This window comes from Kitasatospora sp. NPDC048715 (assembly GCF_043198905.1).
GTDB lineage: Bacteria > Actinomycetota > Actinomycetes > Streptomycetales > Streptomycetaceae > Kitasatospora > Kitasatospora lactacystinica.
Genome location: NZ_JBICVH010000015.1, coordinates 141,696 through 163,021, shown reverse-complemented (window position 1 = coordinate 163,021; position 21,326 = coordinate 141,696). Strand labels below are relative to the sequence as shown.

The 21,326-nt window shown below is 74.3% G+C and carries 17 protein-coding genes; 9 read left to right on the top strand and 8 right to left on the bottom strand.

All coding sequences use genetic code 11. The features are described from left to right. The first annotated feature begins 35 nt into the window (after positions 1–35). Positions 36–1,442 (top strand): family 2B encapsulin nanocompartment shell protein, encoded by a 1,407-nt coding sequence (locus ACGFSC_RS27115; RefSeq protein ID WP_359902695.1) that lies wholly within the window; start codon positions 36–38, stop codon positions 1,440–1,442. Positions 1,443–2,337: 895 nt separating this feature from the next. On the opposite strand, the gene ACGFSC_RS27110 is transcribed toward ACGFSC_RS27115, so the two are convergent. Beyond that, positions 2,338–3,084 carry a hypothetical protein gene (locus tag ACGFSC_RS27110; RefSeq protein ID WP_359902693.1) on the bottom strand — a complete coding sequence of 249 codons (747 nt, stop codon included), beginning with the start codon at positions 3,082–3,084 and terminating at the stop codon, positions 2,338–2,340. 209 nt (positions 3,085–3,293) lie between these two features. Between ACGFSC_RS27110 and ACGFSC_RS27105 the strand changes: the two genes are divergently transcribed. Together ACGFSC_RS27105 and yidD are read left to right on the top strand one after the other, a co-directional pair. Next, complete coding sequence (locus ACGFSC_RS27105; protein ID WP_359902690.1) at positions 3,294–4,061, top strand: hypothetical protein; 768 nt, start codon at positions 3,294–3,296, stop codon at positions 4,059–4,061. 135 nt (positions 4,062–4,196) lie between these two features. Beyond that, complete coding sequence (yidD, locus tag ACGFSC_RS27100) at positions 4,197–4,754, top strand: membrane protein insertion efficiency factor YidD (RefSeq protein WP_359902688.1); 558 nt, start codon at positions 4,197–4,199, stop codon at positions 4,752–4,754. Between the two features lie 99 nt (positions 4,755–4,853). Here yidD and ACGFSC_RS27095 read toward each other — a convergent pair whose 3' ends face one another. After that, positions 4,854–7,208 carry a glycosyl hydrolase family 18 protein gene (locus tag ACGFSC_RS27095; RefSeq protein ID WP_359902685.1) on the bottom strand — a complete coding sequence of 785 codons (2,355 nt, stop codon included), beginning with the start codon at positions 7,206–7,208 and terminating at the stop codon, positions 4,854–4,856. A gap of 316 nt (positions 7,209–7,524) precedes the next feature. Here ACGFSC_RS27095 and ACGFSC_RS27090 point away from each other — a divergent pair, with 316 nt between their 5' ends. Both ACGFSC_RS27090 and ACGFSC_RS27085 read left to right on the top strand, forming a co-directional pair. After that, entirely contained in the window at positions 7,525–8,172 is a 648-nt protein-coding gene (locus tag ACGFSC_RS27090; protein ID WP_359902682.1) for a class I SAM-dependent methyltransferase, read from the top strand. 108 nt (positions 8,173–8,280) lie between these two features. Then, entirely contained in the window at positions 8,281–9,444 is a 1,164-nt protein-coding gene (locus tag ACGFSC_RS27085) for a hypothetical protein (RefSeq protein ID WP_359902679.1), read from the top strand. On the opposite strand, the gene ACGFSC_RS27080 is transcribed toward ACGFSC_RS27085, so the two are convergent. Then, positions 9,441–11,696, bottom strand: a complete 2,256-nt coding sequence (locus tag ACGFSC_RS27080; protein WP_359902677.1) for a hypothetical protein — start codon at positions 11,694–11,696, stop codon at positions 9,441–9,443. The genes ACGFSC_RS27085 and ACGFSC_RS27080 overlap by 4 nt on opposite strands. Before the next feature lie 379 nt (positions 11,697–12,075). On the opposite strand from ACGFSC_RS27080, the gene ACGFSC_RS27075 reads away from it, so the two are divergent. After that, complete coding sequence (locus ACGFSC_RS27075) at positions 12,076–12,663, top strand: TerD family protein (protein ID WP_359902675.1); 588 nt, start codon at positions 12,076–12,078, stop codon at positions 12,661–12,663. A 109-nt stretch (positions 12,664–12,772) separates the two neighbouring features. On the opposite strand, the gene ACGFSC_RS27070 is transcribed toward ACGFSC_RS27075, so the two are convergent. Next, complete coding sequence (locus tag ACGFSC_RS27070; protein WP_359902672.1) at positions 12,773–14,431, bottom strand: ABC transporter permease; 1,659 nt, start codon at positions 14,429–14,431, stop codon at positions 12,773–12,775. Then, a complete protein-coding gene (locus ACGFSC_RS27065; protein ID WP_359902669.1) occupies positions 14,428–15,354 on the bottom strand; it encodes an ABC transporter ATP-binding protein in 927 nt (308 codons plus the stop codon). The genes ACGFSC_RS27070 and ACGFSC_RS27065 overlap by 4 nt, the downstream gene beginning before the upstream one ends. 91 nt (positions 15,355–15,445) lie before the next feature. On the opposite strand from ACGFSC_RS27065, the gene ACGFSC_RS27060 reads away from it, so the two are divergent. Next, positions 15,446–15,955, top strand: coding sequence for a MarR family transcriptional regulator (locus ACGFSC_RS27060; protein ID WP_359902667.1), 510 nt, complete (start codon positions 15,446–15,448; stop codon positions 15,953–15,955). A 261-nt stretch (positions 15,956–16,216) separates the two neighbouring features. On the opposite strand, the gene ACGFSC_RS27055 is transcribed toward ACGFSC_RS27060, so the two are convergent. Next, entirely contained in the window at positions 16,217–17,599 is a 1,383-nt protein-coding gene (locus ACGFSC_RS27055) for a lytic murein transglycosylase (protein ID WP_359902664.1), read from the bottom strand. A gap of 572 nt (positions 17,600–18,171) precedes the next feature. Here ACGFSC_RS27055 and ACGFSC_RS27050 point away from each other — a divergent pair. Together ACGFSC_RS27050 and ACGFSC_RS27045 are read left to right on the top strand one after the other, a co-directional pair. Then, positions 18,172–18,555, top strand: a complete 384-nt coding sequence (locus ACGFSC_RS27050) for a hypothetical protein (protein WP_359902661.1) — start codon at positions 18,172–18,174, stop codon at positions 18,553–18,555. A 16-nt stretch (positions 18,556–18,571) separates the two neighbouring features. Further along, positions 18,572–18,880, top strand: a complete 309-nt coding sequence (locus ACGFSC_RS27045) for a hypothetical protein (RefSeq protein WP_359902658.1) — start codon at positions 18,572–18,574, stop codon at positions 18,878–18,880. Between the two features lie 12 nt (positions 18,881–18,892). Here the strand turns inward: ACGFSC_RS27045 and ACGFSC_RS27040 are convergent, their stop codons facing one another. Both ACGFSC_RS27040 and ACGFSC_RS27035 read right to left on the bottom strand, forming a co-directional pair. Further along, entirely contained in the window at positions 18,893–20,494 is a 1,602-nt protein-coding gene (locus ACGFSC_RS27040) for an alpha/beta hydrolase (protein ID WP_359902655.1), read from the bottom strand. A gap of 110 nt (positions 20,495–20,604) precedes the next feature. Beyond that, positions 20,605–21,246, bottom strand: coding sequence for an NAD(P)H-binding protein (locus ACGFSC_RS27035; RefSeq protein ID WP_359902652.1), 642 nt, complete (start codon positions 21,244–21,246; stop codon positions 20,605–20,607). Between the last annotated feature and the right edge of the window lie 80 nt (positions 21,247–21,326).

Here is a 21,326-nt window from a genome sequence, read left to right as displayed (position 1 = left end):
GCGTGACCCGATCACAGGAATGGAGATCCCTGCCGATGACCGTGGACACGAGCCCGGAGGCAGTGCAGGCCAAGCAGCAGAGCCTGGCGACAGCCGCTGCCCGGAACCTTGCCACCACGACCAAGTCCGCACCGCAGATGCAGGAGATCACCTCCCGCTGGCTGCTCAAGGTGCTTCCCTGGGTCCAGGCGGCCGGTGGCGCCTACCGCGTCAACCGCCGGCTCACCTACGCCGTCGGCAACGGGGTGGTGGAGTTCATCAAGACCGGCTCCCAGGTCCGGGTGATCCCGGCGGAGCTGGGCGAGCTGGCGCTGCTGCGCGGCTACGAGGAGGAGGACGTCCTCACCGCCCTGGCCGACCGCTGCCAGCAGCGGGACTTCGGCCCCGGCGAGGTGCTCGCCACCCAGGGGGACGCCGCCGACAAGATCTTCCTGATCGCGCACGGCAAGGTCAACAAGATCGGCACCGGCAAGTACGGCGACGACACCGTGGTCGGCGTGGCCGGCGACGGCGACCGCTTCGGCGAGGACGCGCTGCTGAACCCGGACGCCACCTGGGAGTTCACCGCCAAGACCGCCACCGCCGGTGTCGCCCTGACGCTGACCCGGGCGGACTTCGCCGCCATCCGGGACAACGCGCCCAGCCTCCAGGAGCACCTCCAGTCCTTCCTGGCCCTGCCGCTCCAGGCGCAGAACGAGCGCGGCGAGGCCGAGATCGCCATGTCGGCCGGCCACCGCGGCGAGTTCGAGCTGCCCGGCGCCTTCGTGGACTACGAGCTCAAGCCCCGCGAGTACGAGCTGAGCGTCGCGCAGACCGTCCTGAAGGTCCACACCCGCGTCGCGGACCTGTACAACCAGCCGATGAACCAGACCGAGCACCAGCTGCGGCTGACGATCGAGGCCCTGCGCGAGCGCCAGGAGCACGAGATCGTCAACAACCCGGAGTTCGGCCTGCTCAACAACGCCGACTTCGACCAGCGCATCCAGACCCACTCCGGCCCGCCCACCCCGGACGACCTGGACGAGCTGCTCAACCGTCGCCGTGACCCCGACTACCTGCTCGCCCACCCGCGGACCATCGCCGCGATCGGCCGGGAGTTCAACGCCCGCGGGCTGTACCCCACCCACGTCGACCTCGGCGGGCAGCAGGTGCCGGCCTGGCGCGGGGTGCCGATCCTGCCGTGCAACAAGATCCCGGTCACCAAGGAGAACACCAGCTCGATCCTGGTGATCCGTACCGGTGAGGACAACCAGGGCGTCATCGGCCTGCACCAGACCGGCATCCCGGACGAGTACCAGCCGTCGCTGTCGGTCCGCTTCATGGGCATCGACGAGAAGGCGATCATCTCGTACCTGGTCAGCGCCTACTACTCGACCGCCATCCTGGTGCCGGACGCGGTCGGCGTGCTGGAGAACGTGGAGATCGCGCACCGCCGCAGCTGAGCGCACGGAACAGCGGGCGCGGGCCGTAACCGGCCGGCTCGAAGATCGTTTGACCTGATGACGGACGGCCCGCCCCCCGAAGGCGGGCCGTCCGCCTGACCATGTCTGATCACTTCTGGTCGTACCCGATGGAATGTCCGTCAGGAATGCGACCGTATCTGATCTTTCTGCCCGTCCTGACCGTTCCGCCCATTCCCCTGAGGCCGGTCGGCCCGAGCCGTTCCGTCCTCCCCGGACGACCCGAGAGGTGTGTGGAGCCCATGCCCCAGCGTCGGCAGATCCGCCGGATACCGCCCGGCGGCGGTGGGGGCGCGGCGCCCGGGCGACGGGTGCGGCTGATCGGCGCGGCGGCCTGCGTGGTCGCGGTCTGCGCACTGGTCGGCGGAGCGACCGCCTCCGGCGCGGGGCAGTCCGGCCGGCCCCCGCGCGGTCCGGCGGTGGACGTCTGCGTGTGCGACGAGACCGACGTGTCGCTGTCGGTACGGCCGGGCGGGCAGGTGACCGTCGGCGTGGACGTGGACGTCCAGGTCGGAGTCGGCGTCACGCCGGGCGCCGGCGGTCCGGGGCACCACGGGCCCAAGCCGCCGCACTGGCACCACCCCTGCCACCCGCCCAAACCCGGCCCGAAGCCGACTTCGAAGCCCACCGCGCCGCCCTTCTCCCTGCCGCCCACGACCGTGCTTCCCACCCCCTCGATGCCCTTCCCGTCGACGCCCTTCTCCTCGCCCCCGCGCCCGACGGGGTTGCGCGGCGAGCCCGGGCGGCCGGTCGAGGGGCAGGCCGGGCCCGGGCAGGCAGGGCCGGGGCACGGCGGTGACGACCACGACGACGACTGGTGGGGGGACGACTGGTCCGACGACGACTGGTGGGGGGACCACGGCTGGCACCACCACCATCACCACCCGCATCCCTGCCCCAGCCCGACGCCCACCCCCACGCCGACGCGTACGCCAACCCCGACAGCCACGCCGACGCGTACGCCGACGCCGACTCCCACCGTCACGCCCACCCCAACCCCCACGCCGACTGGTACGCCGACCCCGACTCCGACGCCGACGCCGACGCCGACGCCGACGCCGACGCCGACGCCGACACCCACGCCGACGCCGACACCCACCCCGACGCCGTCGCCGAGCCCCAGCCCGACTCCCAGCCCGAGTGCGACTCCGAGCCCGAGTCCATCGCCGAGCCCGAGCCCGAGCCCGAGCGCGACTCCGAGCCCGAGTTCGACGCCCAGCCCGAGTCCGGCCCCCACGCCGTCACCGACCGTGCCCACGCCGACCCCGTCGTCGCCCGGTCCGACTCCGGCCCCCACCCCGGCGCCCGCGTCACCCGCGCCCCCGGCGTCGCCGGCCCCCGCACCGCCGTCGGTCCCCGCGCCGCCGCCCGCCCCGGCGCCTGCCCCCGCGCCCGCTGTGCCCGCTGTGCCCGTTCCGGCCCCCGTGGCGCCCGCGGCCTCCGTGCCGGCGGCCCCGAGCCCGGCCGCGCCCAGCCCCGCGGCCTCGCCGAGCGCGGTGCGTCCGAGCCCGCTGTGGCCGACCCCGTCGGCGCGACCGGTGTTCCACGCCCCGGCGACGAAGCCCGCGCCCATGGCCCGGCACCACCAGGGCATCTCGATGACCACCACGATGCTGATGATCATGGTTCCCGCCGTGATCGCGGCGGCTGCCCTGCGGCCGGGTCACGGTGGCCGAGGACGCGGTGGCCGCTCGGGTCCGTCCTGACCGTCTCCCGGTGGTCCGCCGACCGGTTTCCGGTCGGCGGCGGCCCCGCCCCGGGCCCGGTCGGCCCGGGGCCGCCCCCTGAACCTTTTCCTTTCCGTCACAAGCCAAGCCAGAGAAGGGAGTTCCCATGTCCGAGTGGGTGGCGTTGATCATCGCCATGGCGTCGGCCTGTGCCGTCGTCGTGGCGGTGGTGGTGCTCAGGCAGCGCCGACCGATCGAGGAGAGCACCGACGAGACCCCGGACGTCATCGAGTACATCACGATGATGATCGGGGTGGTCTACGCGATCGTCCTCGGTCTCGCCATCGCGGGTGTCTGGGAGGCGCGCGGCGCCGCACAGGACGACCTGTTCCGCGAGGCGCAGTCGCTGCGCGAGGTGAGCGACCGCGCGGTGATCTACCCGGTGGAGTTCCGGGACCAGGTCCGGGCCGACGTGGACGCCTACGTCTCGTACGTCGTGAACACCGAGTGGGACTACATGAAGGAGAACGGGGCGATCACCGAGAAGGGCGACCAGCTGCTCCAGAAGCTCCAGAACGACGTCGCCACCCGGGCGCCCGCCTCCGACCTGGAGTCGCAGTCCTACCAGCCGATCATGGACCGGGTCAGCGAGGCATCGGAGGCCCGCAATTCGCGCGGGCAGAACGCCGGGCCGACGATGCCCGGGGTGGTCTGGCTCGGTCTGATCGGCGGTGCGGTGGTGACCGTCGGCATGCTGTTCGCGCTGCAGATCCGGCGCACGCCGCGGGAGTTGACCCTGGCGCTCTGCTTCAGCGTGCTGATCGCCTTCCTGCTGTTCATGATCTGGGACTTCGACAATCCGTTCTCCCGGAGCGTGTCGGTGACCACCCAGCCGTTCGAGGACCTCTTCCCCTCGCTCAACCTCGGCGGCTGAGCGGGCGAAATCCGCTCGGTGTCGGCTCGGCATCGGCCCGGCCCCCGCCCGGGATCCGGCCAGGTGATCTTCGGATAATCTGGCCCGGATCGTCGGGGGTCGGCCCCGGCGGAAGGAACAAGGGGATTCTCAGCAGTGTCCGACCCGACGCCGGATCTCGGCGCCCACTACCCGCCGGCCCGCCCGGAGCGCGCCTGGTTGTGGCTGCCCGCCTCGGAACGGCTCCGGCGGAAGAAGCAGCGCCGGATGTGGGAGGAGTACCGGAAGCGCTACCGCCCGGAGGACGAGGCCAAGGCCCGGCGGCGCAAGCACCTCCGGGACGAGGGTACCGACTGCTGCCTCGACGGCTGCTGCGAGATCGCCGACCCCTGCCTGATCGCCCTGATCCCGGTGATGATGGTCTCCGGCGTCCGGTTCGCCCTCACCGGCGCGCGCGGACGCCGGACGGCCGACCCGTCGGCCCCCGCCCCGCGCGGGTTCGCGGCCGGAGTGCTGTACGGCGCGGTGCGCCACTACCGCACCGAGGTCAGCCCCCGGCGTCCGGCCTGCTGCCCGTACACGCCGTCCTGCTCGACCTACGCGGTGCAGGCACTGCACCGGCACGGCGCGCTGCGCGGGGCCCGGCTGACGGCCGGACGGCTGCTGCGCTGCCGCCCGGGCGCGGGCGGGACGGACCCGGTTCCGCCGCGCTGAGCCGCCCCGGCTCTCGGGCGGTCGAGGCACCGAGGCGCGGACGGCCCGCGCGGAGTTTCCGCGCGGGCCGCCGCTCATGCGCTCATGGCCGACGGGCCGTCAGCGCAGGCTGCTGTCCATCGAGTTGAGCATCGTGCCGGAGGCGTCGTCGTTCTCCAGGGAGAAGGCGAACAGCCCGCCCAGGCCCTTGCTCTTGGCGTAGGCCCCGCGCGCCTGGACGGCCTGCGGAGTGTCGCCGGTCCAGAAGTTGGTGCCGTCGTAGACCCAGCTGCTCTCGGTGACCGGGTCCCAGTGGGTCTGCGCCGCCGTCGGGTTGAGCTCCTTCCAGGCGGCCAGGCCGGCCTCCTGGCTCAGCGGCTTCTTCGCCGTCGGGCCGGTCGCACTCTGGTACAGGCCGTAGTTGGAGCCGGCCGGGACACCGGTCCAGCCGCGCCAGTAGAACGGGATGCCCAGCACGATCTTGTTCGCCGGGAAGCCGCCGGGGATGCCGTACTCGGGCAGGCCGGTGGTGTACGCGGCGATCGTGGTGTCCACGTTGTACTTGCGGGTGCCCGGGGTGATCGGCGTGGTCGGGTCGGCCGGGCTGTCGTGCAGCGGGTCCTGGTGGTTGGTCGGGCCCGTGGCGTCCCACGCGCCGTGCATGTCGTAGGACATCACGTCGGCGTAGTCCAGGTAGGCGCCGATCTTGTCGGTCTCCAGCTGGGCGACCTTGTCCTGGCCGCTGGGCAGCGCGGCGGTCAGCAGGTACCGCTTGCCCTGGGCGGCGCCGAGGGCGTCCAGCTGGGTGCGGAACTCCTTGAGCAGCAGGGTGTAGTTCTGCTTGTCGGCCGCGGAGTAGTGGTTGCCGGTGTGGCCGCCGGCCGAGCCCGGGTACTCCCAGTCGAGGTCGACGCCGTCGAAGAGGCCCGCCGCCGAGGCCGGGCCGCCGGAGGCGTCACCGGCCACGCCGGTCGGCAGGTTCCCCTTGAGGAACATGTCGACGCAGGAGGAGACGAAGGCCTTGCGGGAGGAGTCGGTGGCCGCCGCGTCGGAGAAGTACTTGGAGTACGTCCAGCCGCCGATCGAGATGGTGAAGCGCAGGTTCGGGTACTTGGCCTTCAGCTGCCGGAGCTGGTTGAAGTTGCCCTTGAGCGGCTGCTCCCAGGTGTCGCTGCTGCCGTCCACGCTGGTGCCGGCGCCGTAGTCGGCCTGGTAGTCGGCGTAGGCGTCGCCCGCGCCGTCACCGGCGTTCGGGTTGGACTCGTTGGCCGAGTCGGAGGCCTTCACCGCCTGGAAGCAGGTGAACTTCGTCGGGTCGATGTTGGCGAACGCGTAGTGGACGACGTCCAGCTTGGCCGCCGCGCCGCTGGTGTCGACGTTCTTCGCGTTGTACGCGTTCTCGTAGACGCCCCACTGGTCGAAGTAGGCCGAGCGGACCGGCTGCTGGGCCGGGGCGGCCGCGGTCGTGGTGCTCACCGGGGCGGACTGGGCGGAGGCGTGGCCGCCGGAGTAGCCCTGGACGCTGAAGGTGTAGCTCTTGCCCGGCAGCAGCGAGCTGACCGCGACGGAGGTGCCCATCGAGGTGGCGACGAGCTGGCCGTTGGACCACACCTTGTAGGCGACGGCGCCGTCACCGCTGGTGAGGGTGGAGGGCTGCCAGGTGAGCACCACCGCGTTGGACGTCGTCCTGGTGACCGCGAAGCCGGTCGGGGTGGTGACCTTGCCGTCCCCGGCCGGGCCGCTCGCGGTGGCCGTCGGGGTCGGGGTGGTGGTCGTGGGGGTGCCGGTCGGGCTGTTGGTCGCCGTCGGGCTGCCGGTGGCGGTCGGGCTGCCGGTCGCCGTGGGGCTCGCGGTCGGGCTGGCCGTGGCGGTCGGACTGGCGGTGGCCGTGGGGCTGGCGGTCGCGGTGGGCCCGGCCGGGCCGGTCAGGGTGAGGTCGTCCGCGTAGTACGTGCCGGTGCCGTACCAGCCGTGGGTGAAGACCGTGACGGAGGTCGTGGTGGCACCGGTGGTGAAGGTGGTGCTCAGCTGGTTCCAGCCGGTCCCGCCCGGCGTCCAGGCCGAGGAGTTGACGCCGGTGCCGGTGGCGCCCAGGTAGACGTAGCTGCCCTGGACCCAGCCGGCCAGGGTGTACGCGGTGTTCGGCTGGACGGCGACGGTCTGCTGGCACTGCGCGGTGTCGGCGGCCGAGGCGGCGCCGCCGAGCGCGCGGATCCCGCCGTGCACCGGGGTGGTGACGACGGACCCGTTGGAGCAGGTCCAGCCGGCCAGGGTGCCGGTCTCGAAGTCGCCGTTGGCCAGCAGGTTGACCGGGGCGGCCGAGGCGGAGCCGAAGGTCAGGGCGATGGCGGCGCCGCTGGTGGTCAGGGTGGCGGCCAGGGCCAGTGCGGTGGCCCGTCTGCGCTGGGCGGCCCGGCGGCCGGCACGCTCCCCGGCGGGGTTGGCGGGCCGTGCGGGCATGACGCGATCGTGCATGCGGTGGGTCCTCCGGATGTGTGGGGGTTCCGGCGGTGCGGTGGCCCGGACGGGCCGAGGGGAGCCGGCCCGGGCGCGGTGGGGGCGCGCGGGCTGGTGACACGTGCTGACGAGCGGTGCGCGGACACGACGGGCTGCCGGCCCGTGCACGTCACGACTGAACAGATTGGACTGGACCAATATTCGCCGTCAAGGGTGTCCGCCCGCTGGACCGCCTCCGGCCCCGGCAGCGGCGGCCCCGGACAGCGGCGGCCGGGGTGGCGCGGGCCCGGTAGGTTGGCCGGTACGAGCAGGCCCGTCGAACGCAGGAGGCGCGATGGACAGCCAGGACTGGGACGACCGCTACGCCGCGAGCGAGCTGGTGTGGGGCGCGGCGCCCAACCAGTGGGTGGTCCGTGAACTGACCGGCCGCACCCCCGGCCACGCCCTCGACCTCGCCGCCGGAGAGGGCCGCAACGCCATCTGGCTGGCCGCCCAGGGCTGGGAGGTCACCGGACTGGACTTCTCCGCCGTCGCCCTGGAGCGCGCCGAACGGCTCACCGCCGACCTGCCCGACGAGGTCGCCGACCGGCTCACCTGGCGCCACGGCGACGCCCGTGCCTTCGAGGCCCCCGCCGCCGGCTACGACCTCGTCCTGGTCGCCTACCTCCAGATCCCGGCCTCGGGCCGCCGGGCGGCGCTGCGCCGCGCCGCCGACGCGCTCGCCCCCGGCGGCACCCTGCTCGTCATCGGGCACGACCTGAGCAACCTCACCGAGGGCGTCGGCGGCCCGCAGGACCCGGCCGTGCTCTTCACCCCCGAGGACGTCCTGGCCGACCTCGCCGACCGCGGGCTGCGCCCCGTCCGGGCCGAGCGGGTGCACCGTACGGTCGGCGGCGAGCCCGGGCACAAGGGCGGTGGGGCCGGCGCGGGCGGACGGGTCGCGGTGGACGCGCTGGTGCGGCTGGAGCGCGGCGCCGGGTGACTCCCGGCCGCCGGCCCTCGGGGAGGCCGGCGGTACCTGCCGTCCGGCGGAGCCCGGTCCGCCCGGCGGCGTACGACGGTTGACGAAGCGTCAACTAGCGTGTGAGCCATGAGGATTCGCGTGCTTCCGGCGGCCTTGGCCGTCGCCGCCGCGCTGCTGCTGGCCGGTTGCGGTGGTGCGGGTCCGGGCTCCGGCTCCGCCGACGAGGAGCGGCCGGGGCCCGGGCCGGTCGGCGCGTCGCCGACCGGCCCGCCCTCGGCCGCCGCGCCCCCGGCCGCCGTGCCCTCGGCCGCCGCGCCCTCGGCCGCCGCGCCCCCGGACAGTGCGCCCTCGGCCGCCGCGCCCCCGGCCGGTGCCGAGCGTCGCGCCGACGGCGCCCAGCTGCTCTACCGCGCCGGGGGCGGCCGCAGCGCGCAGAACCCGGCCTTCTCCCCGGACGGCCGCTCCGTGCTGCTGACCGAGTTCAGCGGGGGCTACAACAAGGGTGCCGCCGCCCTCGGCGTCCTGCCGCTGGACGGCGGCGCCCCGCGCACGGTGCTGGCGGACCCCGACCGGGCGGCCGTCAACCTCCCGGGCGCCAGCTGGAACGCGGCCGCCGACGCCTTCGCCTTCGCCACCGACCGGGAGTCCGGGCACGACGAGATCTGGCTGATGCGGCCGGGCGGCGCCCCCGAGCGGGTGACCGGGCACGCCGACGCCAGCGGCTACAGCGAGCCGAGTTTCTCCCCGGACGGCGAGTGGATCGTCTTCCAGCAGAGCCGGGAGCCGGAGCACGCCGCCGTGCCGGGCGACGCGGCCGAACAACAGGACTCGCTCTGGAAGGTCCGCCGCGGCGGCGGCGCTCCCGTCCTGCTGGTGGACGGCCGGGGCACCGGCACCGACAACCGGCAGCCGAACTGGTCCCCGACGGGCGACCGGATCGTCTTCCAGCGGCGGAGCGCGGGCCGCGAGGACTGGTCGCTGTGGACGGTGGACCCGGACGGCGGCGGACTGCGGCAGGTCACCGGGTCGCCGGGCGAGCACACCGACCCGAGCTGGTCCCCGGACGGCCGCTTCCTGGTCTTCTCCTCCACCCTGGGCGACCTGCCGAACGCCCAGGTCTTCGTGCTGGAGGCGGCCGGCGGCACTCCCGTCCGGGTGACCCTCGACGACGGCGCCTACGACGGCGCGCCGAGCTGGTCCCCGGACGGGCGGTGGATCGCCTTCGAGTCCGCCCCGGGCGGCGAGGCCGGCCCCGCCGCCCTCTGGCGCATCCCGGCGCCGGTTCGCTAGACGGCCTGGCCGACGGTGATCGTCACCACCGAGTACTGCGCGACGGTCAGCGGCACGCTGACCGTCCCGCCGGTGACGGTGTACGGGACGGCCTTGGGCGCCGGGTCGGTGCCGTCCGGGCTCGCGACGGTGACGGCGGAGACGCTCGCCCCGGCGGGGAGGGCCCAGGAGAGCGTGCAGTTGGCGGGCGCGCTGCGGAACGCCGCCGGGGTGTCGCCGAAGTTGGTGAAGTTCACCAGGTGGACGACGGTGTCGGCGCCGAGCCGCCGGGCGTCCAGGAAGATCCGGCGGTCCCCGGCGAGGGTGACCTCCGGCGGGGCGGACTGGCGGACGGCGGTGAGCAGTTGGTCGGCCGAGGCCTGGTCGGTCCTGGTGAGGTAGCTCAGCCCGGGCAGCGCCTTGACGTACCAGCAGCTGCCGCTGCCGTAGGAGTTCTGCCTGGTGGCGGGCAACGGGTCGGCCCTGCGCAGGCCGAGCACGTCGGAGAGCGCGAACTCGGTGCGCTGGCCGCCCAGTTCGTCGAGCGCGGTGGGTGCCGGGCCGGTGATCACGATCGTCCCGCCGGCCGCGACGAACCCGCGCAGCAGCGCCGCCTCGGCGTCCGACACCGCCTGGAGGTTGGGCAGCAGCAGGACCTTGAACCGGGCCAGGTCGTCGGCGGTCAGGCCGGGGCTGGGCACCGTGTCGAACGGGACGTGGGCGTAGACCAGCGCCTTGACGGTGCCCCGGAACTCGCCGAGCCAGGGCAGCGAGGCGCAGCTCATCTCCGGGTCGTCGCCGCCCCACCAGTCGGTGATCCCGGCCGGGGCCGTGGCGTTGACGTACATCCCGTTGCCCTCGCCGGGGGACACGTAGTCCCGGGACGGCGCGGAGTGGTAGACGCCGACCCGCGCGATCGACACCGGGTCGTAGAGCCTGGTCTGGTTGGTGCGCACGAAGCGGTACATCCGGGTGCGCATCGCGGCGTCCACGGTGTCGTTCTTGAACGGGGTCTTCACCTCGTACGGGTTGCAGCCGGCCGCGATCAGCTGGGACATCACCAGCGAGGCGTCGTCGGCCTGCCAGCCGTAGGAGAACGCCCAGGCCGGCTTGGTGCCGCTGGCGGCGCGGGCGTACTTGTACATGGAGATCAGGCAGACCCAGTCGGCGGCGGTGGCGTGCCGCATGCCGTCGTAGTTGCCGAGGATGTCCACCTCCCAGACCTGGCCGACGGCGCCGGGGGCCTGGCGCAGGTAGCCGCCGTCCAGGCCGATCGAGGTGGCGTAGCGGTAGTCCATCGACACGGTCTCGACGAAGGTGACCAGGTCGGGGTTGACCGAGCGGCCGGCGTCGGCGATGTCCAGCTGGAACCGGAGCAGGTTGCGGTGGCGCCACTCGACGTAGCGGCGGAAGACCGGGTCGGCGAAGTTCGCGGCCTTGGGCAGGGCGAGGCCGGTGTCGGCCTTGAACGCGGCCGCGCCCCAGGTGGAGGCGTCGCACCAGGAGAGCACGCCGTCGAAGTAGATCGGGACGTCCGGCCAGATGCCGTCCACGCCGGTCGCGGCCACGCCCTTGATCCGGTTGAGGTAGTAGTCCCGCCAGGGCGAGTTGGGGCTGAGCCAGACGCTCTCGTCGCCCGGGTCGACCCAGACCACCACGCTGCCGTAGAACACGTTGGGCTTGCCGGCGAGGTCGCGCTGGACCCAGTTCTTGCCCTGGTCGTTCTTGTAGAAGGAGCGGCCCTTCTCCCCGCCGGGGGAGATCAGCTCCAGCGACGGGTAGTACATGACGACCTTGAGGCCGGCCGCGTGGGCCAGGCCGGTGAACTGCTTCACCTCGGCCATGTGGGCGGCGAACTGGGCGTCGGTGAGCCAGTCGGAGAGCAGGGTGTCCAGCTCGATGACGCTGACCTCCTGCGCCTTGAGGGCGTCCACGGCGCTCTGCATGTCTGCGGGCTCGTTGAAGGTGCCGTCGGCGATGCGGGCGTAGCGGGCCCAGTCCGGCCAGGTCTGTGCGGCGGCTCCGGCGCGCAGCCCGGCGTGGGAGGACGGCCAGAGGCCGTCGTACTGCGCCGTGCCGAATTCGTGGTCCCGTGCCGCGGCGGCCCAGGCCGTGCCGCCGGGCAGCAGCCGGACGGTGGCCAGCGCGCCGCCGGCGCCGAGGCCGGCCCGGAGCAGCCGGCGCCGGCCGAGGCGGGATCCCTCCGGTCGCTGCGGTGCTGCGTGCTGTTCGGTTCCGTCGTGCCGTTCGGTTCCTTCGTGCTGCTCGGGCATGGTGGTCCCCCCAGCGAGAGCGGGCGGCGCGCGTCGGCACGGCCCGGGAACGGTCGTGAGCACTGCGAGTCGTGGGTACTTCTCCGTCGTGGGCACGGTGAGGCGTGGGCACCGCGATCGGCGCGTGGACGGCGCGTCGGTGCTGCCGGGCGCCGTCCCGGGGCCGACCCTAGACCGTGTGCCGCCCCGGCCGTCCGGTCACGGTCCACGGCTACGCCAGACGTCGGACCGCCGGTTCCCTCAGTGTGCGGACCGTTGTCGGGGTGAGGTCCGGGGGAGTACGGGGTACAGGTGCTCGCAGGGCACCGTCGATGATCATAAATTCTCTACAGTGCTGTAGATTCGCGGCACGGACGGTGGCAGAACGGAGGAGGACGCGATGAGCGTTTCGCTGGCCAAGGGGCAGAAGATCAGCCTGGAGAAGCCGGGGGGTGGGCAGCTGAGCCTGGTCCGGATGGGCCTCGGCTGGAAGGCGGCGGAGCGCAAGGGCTTCCTCGCCAAGCTGCTCGCCGCCGGCCGGGAGATCGACCTGGACGCCTCGGCGGTGCTGTTCGCCCAGGGGCGACCGGTGGACGTGGTGTTCTTCCAACACCTCAACAGCAACGACGGTTCGGTCCGGCACAGCGGGGACAACCTGGTCGGCGGCGCGGGCGACGCGACCGACGACGAGTCGATCACGGTCAACCTGACCACCGTCTCCGCCGAGGTCGACCAGATCGTCTTCACCGTCAACTCCTTCACCGGGCAGACCTTCCAGGAGGTCGAGGCGGCGTTCTGCCGACTCGTGGACGAGACCACCGGCGTCGAGCTGGCGCGCTACACGCTCACCGGCGGCGGCCCGTACACCGCGCAGATCATGGCCAAGGTGCAGCGCACGGAGACCGGCTGGCAGATGGCCGCGATCGGCCAGCCGGCCAGTGGGCGGACCTTCCAGGACCTGATGCCGGAGCTGGTCAAGCACCTCTGATCGCCCGTGGCGGGTTCCGGCTCCCCGGCTCCCCGGCGTTCCGGCCTTCCGACGTCCTGACGCCCTGTCGGGCCGGAGCCGCGAGCCCCCGAGCCCCGGAGCCCCGGCGTCAGTCGATGTCGCGGCGCCGGAACCCGGCCAGGGCCAGGGCGATCAGGGCGGCCGCGACCAGGGTGAGCACGGCGAGCGGCGCCCAGTCCATCGCGGCCGCCGGGAGCCGGGGCACCCGGCCGTACGGGGAGAGCCGCTCCAGGCCCGCGGGGAGGTCGAGCAGCGGGCCCAGGTAGCCGATCACGAAGGCGTACCCGGGCACCAGCCAGGCCAGCGGCGCGGCCCGGGGCAGCCAGCCGTACACCGCGGCGGCGAAACCCACCGTCACCCACTGGGCGGGCGCGAAGGCCAGTGCTGCGCCGGTCAGCCGCAGGAACGCGCCCCCGTCGCCGCTGGACAGCGCCCCGGCCAGGCCGAAGCCCACGCCCGCCGCCAGCAGGACGGCGGTGGAGCCCAGCAGGGCCGCCGCCAGGTGCCCGCCCAGCCAGGCCGACCGTGACACGCCGGTGGCCAGCACCGGCACCGCCCGTCCGGCGCTCTCCTCGGCACGCGGGCGCAGCGTGGCCAGCACCGCGTGGACGCCGCCGAGCACGGCGACCACCAGCATGGTCAGCGCGGCGTAGGAGTCGGCGAGGGTGTGTCCGCCGAGCCGCTCCAGCGCCTCCCGGATCCGGTCGACGTCCCCCAGCATCGAGTCGGCGTCGCCGAGCAGCGAGCCGTACATCGCGCCGACCAGCAGCAGGGCGGCCGCGAAGCCGCCGAACAGACCGCGGTGCAGGCGCAGCGCCAGGCCGAACGGGGTGCCCAGGGCCGGGCCGCCGGTGGCCGGGCCGGGACGGGCGGCGCGCAGGCCGGCGCCGTGGTCGCGGCGGCTGCTGAGCGCGAACCCGGCGGCGGCGGTCGCGGCGGCCAGGGCGAGCGCGGGCAGCAGCGGCCACCAGCGGTCGTCCACGAAGGGGTAGCTGCGCTGCAGCCAGCCGATCGGGGAGGCCCAGGAGAGCGCGCCCGAGCCGGCGTCCCCGGCCGCGCGCAGCGCGTACGCGCCGCCGAGCACGGCGAGGGCGAGCCCGGAGGCGGTCCGGGCGTGCGCACCGAGCTGGACGGTGACGGCGGCCACCGCGGCGAACAGCAGCCCGGCGAGGGCGGTCGCGGCGCCGTACAGCGCCGATCCGCCGGCGGTGAGGCCGGGGACGCCCAGCGCGGGCAGGCCGGCCGCGAGCAGCAGGCCGAGCGCGAGGTCGGCGACGGCGGCGGTGGCCAGGGCGGCGGCGAGCGGGGCGTGCCGGCCGACGGCGGCCGAGCGGAGCAGTTCGGCGCGGCCGCTCTCCTCCTCGGCCCGGGTGTGCCGGGTGACGGTGAGGACGCTCAGCAGCCCGGCCAGGACGGCCAGCAGACCGAGCATCCGGTGGCCGAGCATGGCGCCCCAGGTGTAGTCGGCCAGGTAGTGGGCCGGTCCGCTCATCGCGAGCATCGCCGGGTTGTCCGAGCCGTGGGCGATGGAGGCGCGCTCGGCGGCGGTCGGGTAGAGGGTGTGGACGCTGTTGGCGGTGGACAGGGTGACCAGCCAGAGGCCGAGAACCCAGGCGGACAGCCGCAGCCGGTCGCGGCGCAGGGCGAAGCGGAGCAGCGCGGTGGTGCCGGCCAGGGTGGTGCGGGTCGCCGTGCGGCGAGGAGCGGCGGCGCGGCCGGTGGCCGGTTCGGCGGCGGTGGCGGTCATCGCAGGGCCTCGCCATCGGCGCGGTGCCCGTCGGCGGCCGGCTCGTCGCCGTAGTGGCGCAGCATGAGCTCCTCCAGCGTGGGCGGGTGGCTGAGCAGGCCGCGCAGTCCGGCCGCGCTCAGGAGCCGTACGGCGGCGTCGAGTTGGGCGCCGTCCACGGCGAACCGGACCCGGTCGCCCTCGGTGTGCAGGCCGTGCACGCCGGTCAGCGCCTCCAGTCCGGGGACCGGGCGCAGGGTCCGGGCCTCGACGGTGGTGCGGGTGAGGTGGCGCAGCTCGTGGAGGGAGCCGCTCTGCACGACCCGGCCGTGCCGGACGATGCTCACCCGGTCGCCCAGTTTCTCCACCTCGTCCAGGATGTGGCTGGAGAGCAGGACGGTGCGGCCGTCCTCCTTGGCCCGGCGCACGACGTCCTGGAAGACCACCTCCATCAGCGGGTCGAGGCCGGAGGTCGGCTCGTCGAGCAGCAGCAGCTCGGCGTCGGAGGCGAGCGCGGCGACGATGGCGACCTTCTGCCGGTTGCCCTTGGAGTAGCTGCGGCCCTTCTTGGTCGGGTCGAGGGCGAAGCGCTCGATCAGCTCGTCGCGGCGGCGGCGGTCGAGCCGGCCGCGCAGCCGGGAGAGCAGGTCGATGGCCTCGCCGCCGGTGAGGTTGGGCCAGAGCTCGACGTCGCCGGGCACGTAGGCGAGGCGGCGGTGCAGCTCGACGGCGTCGTGCCACGGGTCCTTGCCGAGCATGCGGGCGCTGCCGCCGTCGGCGCGCAGCAGGCCGAGCAGGACGCGGATGGTCGTGGACTTCCCGGATCCGTTGGGCCCGAGGAAGCCGTGTACCTCGCCGGTCTCGACGGTGAGGTCGAGGCCGTCCAGCGCGGTGGTCCGGCCGAAGGTCTTGCGGAGGCCGGACAGGGTGATGGCCTTGGTCATGGTTGTGAAGCTATCGTAGTTTCAGAAAAACGTGAATATTGAGAAGCGTTAAAGTTCGACAGGGACGAGTGATCACCGGAAAGGGGCTCAGGTGGTGCAGGGAACGAAGGGGCCGGGGGAGCCCGAGGAGGAGCGCGAGGACAAGGCGCTGTCGGACTTCGTCGAGCGCTTCGCCGCGGAGCTGGTGGTCGCGGGCATGGGCCGGATGCCGTCCCGGATCTTCTCCTGCCTGATGGCGGAGGAGAGCGGAGTGCTCACCTCCGCCGAACTCTCCGAACGGCTGCGGATCAGCCCGGCGGCCGTGTCCGGCGCGATGCGCTACCTGATCCAGGTCGGCCTGGTCGCCAAGGAGCGCGAGCCCGGCTCCCGGCGGGACCGCTACCGGGTGCTCAACGACGTCTGGTTCGAGTCGCTGACCCGGCGCGACGAGATCATGCTGCGCTGGATCCGGGTGCTGCGCGACGGCGAGGCCACCGTCGGCGCCGGCACCGTGGCGGGGGAGCGGCTGGCGGAGAGCGCCGCCTTCTTCGAGTTCATGATCGACGAGCTGCACGGGATGCTCGGCCGCTGGCGCGAGCACCGCGCGGCCGGGACGCGGTAGCGGGTCGGCCCGGACGCGGAGCGTCGGCACGGGGGGCGTTCGGCGGCGGGAAGAGCGCGCTCACCGGCCCGGTGGAGATCCACCCCCGCGCCGGGGAGCCGCTGCCGACGGTCGGTCGGCGCTGCTCGGTGTTCGACTCCGTGGGCCGGGACGAGGCAGGGAGGTCGTGACAAGCCCGGGCGGGGCCGCCCGTGACGAGCCGTGGGGCGCCCGTGACGAGCCGTGGGGCGCGGTTCCCGGGAAGGAACCGCGCCCCTCGGGTCACTTCGTCGGGGCCGCCGACGGCGAGAACGCGGAGCCGGGGGTGGTGCCGGCGGCCGCCCCCGGGGTCTGGGTCGCGGTCGGGCCGGGGGTGGGGCAGCCCGGGAGGGGCGTTGCCGTCGGGGTGCCGGTGGGCGTGGCGGTCGGCGACGGGGAGCCCGTCGGGGTGGGCGTGCCGGTCGGCGTGGCCGACGGGTCCGGGCAGGTGGTCGGCGTACCGGTCGGGGTGCCCGTGGGCGTGCCGGTCGGGGTCGCCGTGGGGGAGGTGCCGCCGCTCGGGGTGGTCGTCGGCGTCGCGGAGGGCGAGGCCGAACCGCCGGGCGTGGGCGTGGCGGTGGCGCTCGGGGTCGTCGTCGGCCGGGCGCTCGGCGACTGCTCCGGGGCGGGCGTGACCGGTACGGTCGGCTGCGGGTCCGTACTGGGCGCGGTCGTGCTCGGGCCACCGCCCCCGGGGAGGCTCGGGAGCCCCGGCGGGTTCGGCGTGGGCAGCGAGGTGGGCGGGACCGGGGACCCGGGGCGGTTCGGGACGGTTGTCACCGTGCCGCTGCCGTAGTGCGCCATCCAGTTGCGCACCGTCCGCAGGTACTCGCCCGAGTTGTTGTAGCTGAGCACCGCCCGGTCGAGCTGCGCCGGGTCGGCGAGGTCGCGGCCGCCCGCGCACAGGTAGCGGCCGGCCGCCTCGGCGGCGTCGAAGACGTTGTTCGGGTCGGCCTTGCCGTCGCCGTTGGCGTCCACGCCCCAGGAGGCCCAGGTGGACGGGATGAACTGCATCGGCCCGACGGCGCGGTCCCAGCGGGAGTCGCCGTCGTAGCGGCCGCCGTCGGTGTCGGATATCGCGGCGAAGCCGTTGCCGTCCAGCGCCGGGCCGAGGATCGGCGTCAGGGTCGTGCCGGCGGCGTCCACCCGGCCGCCGTTGGCCTGGCCGGACTCGACCTGGCCGATCGCGGCGAGCAGTTGCCAGGGCAGGTGGCAGCCCGGCGAACGCTGCGCCAGCGAGGCCTCGGCCTGGCGGTAGGCGGCGAGGACGGTGGCGGGCAGTGCGGGGCCGGTGGCCGCGAACGGGCCGGCCGAGGTCGTGCCGGGCAGCGTGCCGGGCGGCTGCGGGAGCTGGACGGTGCCGCCGCCGTCGGCCGGGACGCCGGTGCCGAAGGTGCCGGGGACGTCCGTCGAGGGGCTGCCGTCGGGCAGGGAACGGCCGACGCCCTGGCCGTCGGCGCCGTTGGCCGGACCGGCGTCGGCGACCGCGACCGGGGCGAGCCCGATGCCCGTCACCTGAGAACCGGTCAGCGCGGCCAGCGCGACGAAGGCCGCCGCCGTGCCCGTGAGCCGCTTGCCGATCCGGAGCTTCCGTCCGCCCTCGGCCTTGCCGATCCGCACCGTCATCCGCTACCCCTCCCCGTCGCCGCCCGGACCATCCCGGAACGGTTGAGCTGTCGTCATCGTGCCCGTCCGGCCGAGGGCCGGGCCCGCCGCCGGGACGATTAGTATCACGACGATCTGACAGGGACAGGGTGACCGGGAGGCGGACCGGGGCCCTCCGAGGGGTTAACTCGGCACTTCAGCGGGGGTGCCGACGGGTGCCGCGCCGTTCCGGGGCCCCGCCGCCGGCCGCCCCCTTCCATTATCCAGTGCCAACTCACCTTTCGCTGCGGAAAGTTGACCGAAGGGCCACCGCGGCGGGACGGGCGCTCCCGGGCGCCGGAACGGCGGTTCGGAGCACAGGGGTGGTGCGTGCGCGGCGTTTCGGGCTCCCCGGCGGCGCCCACCGCCCGCCCTCCTGACCTGCCGGAACGTCGGGCGCCCGGCCCGGCGCCCCCTACCAGGGCGGGCGCCGGGGCGCCAGGGCGCCGCCCCGACTCGGCCCTGGACGGGTGACGTTCTGGTGAAAGTGGGCATGCCAGGAATCACCGCCCGGCATGCTGTGCCGCGTGATGATGCGGATGGAGGTCCAGACCGTGAGCGCGAACCTGCCGGAGACCCTCGCCGAGGGAGCGGTCGTCCTGCCGGCGCCCCCTCGGGTGGTGGACGACCTGGCCCGTGACCTGACCCAGGCCGCCGCGGCCGTCCGGGCGGTGTCGCGCGCCCGTCGCACCGGTGGGGACGTCGCGGTCGCCGCGTACACCGCCGTGGTGTGCACCGGGCGGTCGGCCGCCACCGTCCTGGAGGAGGCCGCCGCCTGGTGCCGGCAGGCCCCCGAGGCCGAGGTGCACTCGCTGGCCTGGGCGCGGGTGCCGGGCCACCGGGAGGACGTCCACGAGTACCGCGTCACCCTCGCCGTCAGCTTCCCCGACGGCGAGACCGGCGAGCACCTCGGCGACACCCACCACGCCTGCCGCTGACGCGTATCATCGCCGCATGACTGTGGGGGACACGAACGAGATGGTGGACAGCCCGGCCGGCGAGGCGGACGACACGGCCGCGGGGGAACGCGCCGACGGCCCGCGGGAGCTCTCCCGGTCGGCGGCCGTCGCGGTCACCGTGCTCGCGGCGGTGTGCGGTGCGGCGGTGCTGCTGGCGGTGTTCCACTGGCTGGGCTGGTCCGTGCCGTGGATCGGCTGGATCGTCGCCAAGGCCGGGATCAAGCTCGCCGTCGGGGGCTTCGCCGGGCTGGCGGTCGGGCTCTCCTGGCTCCGGGCCAGGCTGCGCTCCCGGCCCGGGAGTTGAGCACCCGGTTGGTCAACCGGCCTGCGGCGAGGGGCAGGTGAGGTCGCGAGCGGGCGCCTCGCCGTCCAGCAGGTACCGCTCGACCACCCCGCTGACGCAGGTGTTGGACGTGGGGTACTGGCCGTGGTCGCCGCTCCCGGTGACGGTGACCAGCCTGGAGCCGCGCAGCGCGCGATGGGCGCCGAGCGCCGCCTCGTAGTACGTCGCCGGATCGTGCACCGAGTTGAGCATCAGCGTGGTCGGCAGACGGGCGCCCGTCACCTTGACCTCCGGCGCCGGGGCGACCGGCCACGCGGCGCAGACCGCGCTGAAGGCGAGCGTCCGGGCGCCGGCCAGCGGCCAGCGGGCGGTGTTCTCGGCGCCGCGCTCGATCCAGGTGTCCAGATCCCTGGTCCATGGGGTGTCGTTGCAGGTCACGGCGAAGTACTCGGCGAGGAACTCCGGGGAGAGGTAGCTGCCGAAGATCTTCGCGGCCGCCGTCCTGGTCGCCGGGTCGAGGCCCTGCCAGTTGTCGACGGCGGCCAGCATCCGGGCCAGCTCCGGGAAGTCGGACGCCCGGTAGATCGCCGACATGGCGAGGCTGTCCAGCTGGTTCGGGCCGATCGTCACCGAGCCCTCGACGATGGGGGAATCGTGCAGCGCGGCGCGCCGCTGCTCCCAGTGCGCCCGCACCTGCTCCGGCGTCGAGCCCCAGTGGTAGGTGGTGTCCCGCGCCGCGAGCCAGGGCACGAAGTCCTCGTCGAAGCGGCGCTGGAAGCTCATCGGCTGGCCCAGCTCGTACTTCTCCCAGGTGCCGTCGAAGCCGATGTTGCTGTCCAGCACCATCCGTTCGACCCGGTGCGGGAAGAGCGTCGCGTAGTAGGCGCCGATCATCGAGGCGTAGGAAGGACCGTAGTAGCCGATCTTGCGCTCGCCGAGCAGGCCGCGGAAGAGGTCGATGTCGCGGGCGGTCTGCTCGGTGGTCAGGTAGGGGATCAGGTCGCCGCTGCGCTCCTGGCAACTGGCGGCCAGTTTCCTGGAGTTGGCGATGACGCGGTCGATCGCGGCGGGGGACTGGTCGCGGTAGTCGCCGGCCAGGAACTCCTGCATCTCCGCCTTGGTCTGGCAGACCGCCTTGGTGCTCTCGCCGACCCCGCGCTGGTCGAAGCCGACGATGTCGTACGCGGCGGCGACCGCCGGGGCGCCGGCGGCCAGATTGGTCGGGCGCAGCAGGCCGGTGCCGCCGGGGCCGCCGGCCGCCATCAGCAGGGTGCCCTTGCGCTCGGCCGGGCCGGTCGCGCGGTGCCGGGAGACGGCGATGGTCAGATCGGCGCCGACACCGGGGTGGTGCCAGTCGAGCGGGGCGGCCATGGTGGCGCAGTCCAGGGCGGGCTGCCGGGCGCAGGGCTGCCAGTTCAGCGTCTGGTGGGTGTAGCGGGCGGGCACCGGAGCGGCGTCGCCCGGGTCCCGGCCGGTGGCGGCGCCCGCGGTGGTGGGCACGGCCAGGCCGGCCAGGACGGCGGCCGCCACGGCCAGGGCGGCGCGACGGGCGTGCCGGACGCGGGTCGGGGCGGCGTCGGTGCGCTGGGCTGCGGTCTTGCTCTTGGTCTTGCTCTTGGTCTCAGGCTCGGTCACGGGAACGATCCTGTCCGGCCCCGGCCTGATGATCGATCATCCCCACTACCGTCTTCGGGGTGGTGCTGGGTGCACCCCCGCCGGGGCGGGGGCTCCAGGCGGTCGAGGGCTCAGTAGGCGGCGGTGAACCGGGCCCGGCGGTGGACGGGCTGTTCGGCCTCGTCGAGGAGTGCGACGGCGAGGTCCTCCATGGAGATCGCCGAGTTGCCCTCGGCGTCGACCAGCAGGTCGTCGTGGCCGGTCCGGAACCGGCCGGTGCGCACGCCGGGTTCCAGGAGCGCGGCCGGGCTCAGGTAGGTCCAGTCGACGTCCGGGCCGGCGGCACGGTAGAGGCCGAGCTGCTCGTCGCAGGCCAGGGCGATCGGCCGGATCTCGTCGGGGAAACCGGGGCTGTCGACCAGGGTGGTCCCGCCGCCGCCCGGGACGAGCAGGCTGCCGGCGCCGCCGACGGCCAGCAGCCGTACGCCGGTGCCGGCGATCCCGGCCAGCAGGCCCTTGGTGGCGACGGCCAGTTCGTGCTCGCTGCCGGGCAGCGGACGGGTGGCGGTGATCACCACGTCCTGTCCGGCCGCGATCCGGGCGACGTCCTCGGGGTCGCGGGCGTCGCCGACGGCCAGGGCGGCGGCGGACGGCAGGCCGTGCGGCTTCGCCGGGTCCCGTACGACGGCGGTGACCTGGTGGCCGCGGGCCAGGGCCTCGGCCACGACCCGGCTGCCGACGTTGCCGGTGGCGCCGAACACGGTGATGCGCATGGGGTACTCCCTGTAGGTGGTGGGGATCGGTGGTGCTGGGGAACGGTGGGATCGGTGGGATCGGTGGGATCGGTGGGTGC